The organism is Bacillus sp. LR--39 (assembly GCF_053613335.1).
In genome coordinates, this window is sequence record NZ_JBSIOT010000150.1 from 1 (window position 1) to 1,443 (window position 1,443).

Consider the following 1,443-nt stretch of genomic DNA (forward strand, 5'->3'; position numbering starts at 1 on the left):
CAGCAGGACGGCCTGTATCCTCTCTCTAACTGCTTGGGTGGTAGAAGCGAATGTTATTGCCAAGCGTATCATCAAAAATGTACGGATGCTGAGGGATGTACAGAAGGTTTTTCTGCCAGCTGCCGTCCTGCAAATGGGACCGGCTTGTACCATTAACCTCAATCATCCCGCCATCCGGCTCTAAAAATCCGCCGAGAATATCAATTAATGTTGATTTTCCGGCGCCGCTTGCACCGATAATGCCGATTTTTTTCTTGCCTTTGAATGAGAGATGAATATCAGACACCGAACGGCCGACTGACACGCCTGACAGCTTCAGCTCATCCTGATCGGACCAAGCTTCGAGCTGAAGCGGCGTCTCTTCTTTAAAACCAGGCTGCGACAAAATCTCTTGAATGGTTTTTCCTGCTTCCTGGCCGTTCAGCGTTGCATGATAATCATTCCCCACTTCCCGCACCGGCAAAAAATACTCAGGCGCCAGAATAAGCGCCGTTAAAGCAGGGCCAAGCAAAATATCGCCGTCAATGAGGCGCAGGCCCAGAAATACTGCGACTGTCGCCACCGACAGCATCGTGAAAAAATCGAGGGCGAATGATGACAAAAACGCCACCCGGAGTGTGCTCATCGTTGCCTTGCGATACCGCTCACTCACATAGAAAATATTTTTGCTGTGTGACTTGCTCAAACCTAGGAAACGCAATGTCTCCAGCCCGCGAAGAGAATCAACAAAATGATTGGAAAGTCTCTGATAGGATTTCCACTGACGATCCGCTTTTCTCTGCGCGACAAGGCCGAGGAGAATCATAAAGATGATCAGAATCGGCATAGCAGCGACTAAAATGATGGCTGATGTCCGATCCTGAAAAAACACATAAATGACAACTGCCGCAGGCACAATCGCCATGCTGACCATTTTCGGCAGAAACAGCTCCAGGTAGCGGCGGAACTGGCTGATGCCTTCCATCGCCAGCGTCACCATTTGCCCCGTCCCCTCTTTCTTTGCAAAGCGGGGGCCTAATCGGAACAGCTGATCAAGAAAACTTTTCCTCAAATCTGCTCCTGTCCGGGCGGCGTATTGATAGACGATTTTCTGTCGCGCCACCGTCACCCCGTGCCGGGCGATAAAAGCGATGAGGAAAAAGCTGATCATCGGAAAAAGGGAGGTAATGCCCTTCCCGTTGAACAGTCCGGTTACGGCCTCACTCAGCCACTCTGCCTGCATAATAATGGCGGCTGTCTGAATCAGCGTTAAACAAGTAATCAAGGTGAGAATCCGCTTCATTCCTTTATATCGAAACAGGTCTTTTCCCATTAATAAGTCATAGGCTCCTTATGGCTGACGCGTTTCCGGAAGACATAATAGCTCCAGATCTGACTGCCGATGACGAACGGCAGTAGCGTTAATGCTGCAATTGACATGACTTTAAGCGAATAATCTCCGGA

General features: G+C 49.5%; 2 pseudogenes. Both read right to left on the reverse strand.

Features of this window, described 5'->3' with window-relative positions:
* Positions 1-28 precede the first annotated feature (28 nt).
* Positions 29-1,312, reverse strand: a pseudogene (locus tag ACWHAR_RS21270) (ABC transporter ATP-binding protein/permease); the annotation flags it as partial.
* A pseudogene (locus ACWHAR_RS21275) lies at positions 1,312-1,443 on the reverse strand (cytochrome d ubiquinol oxidase subunit II); the annotation flags it as partial. The pseudogenes ACWHAR_RS21275 and ACWHAR_RS21270, both read right to left, overlap by 1 nt.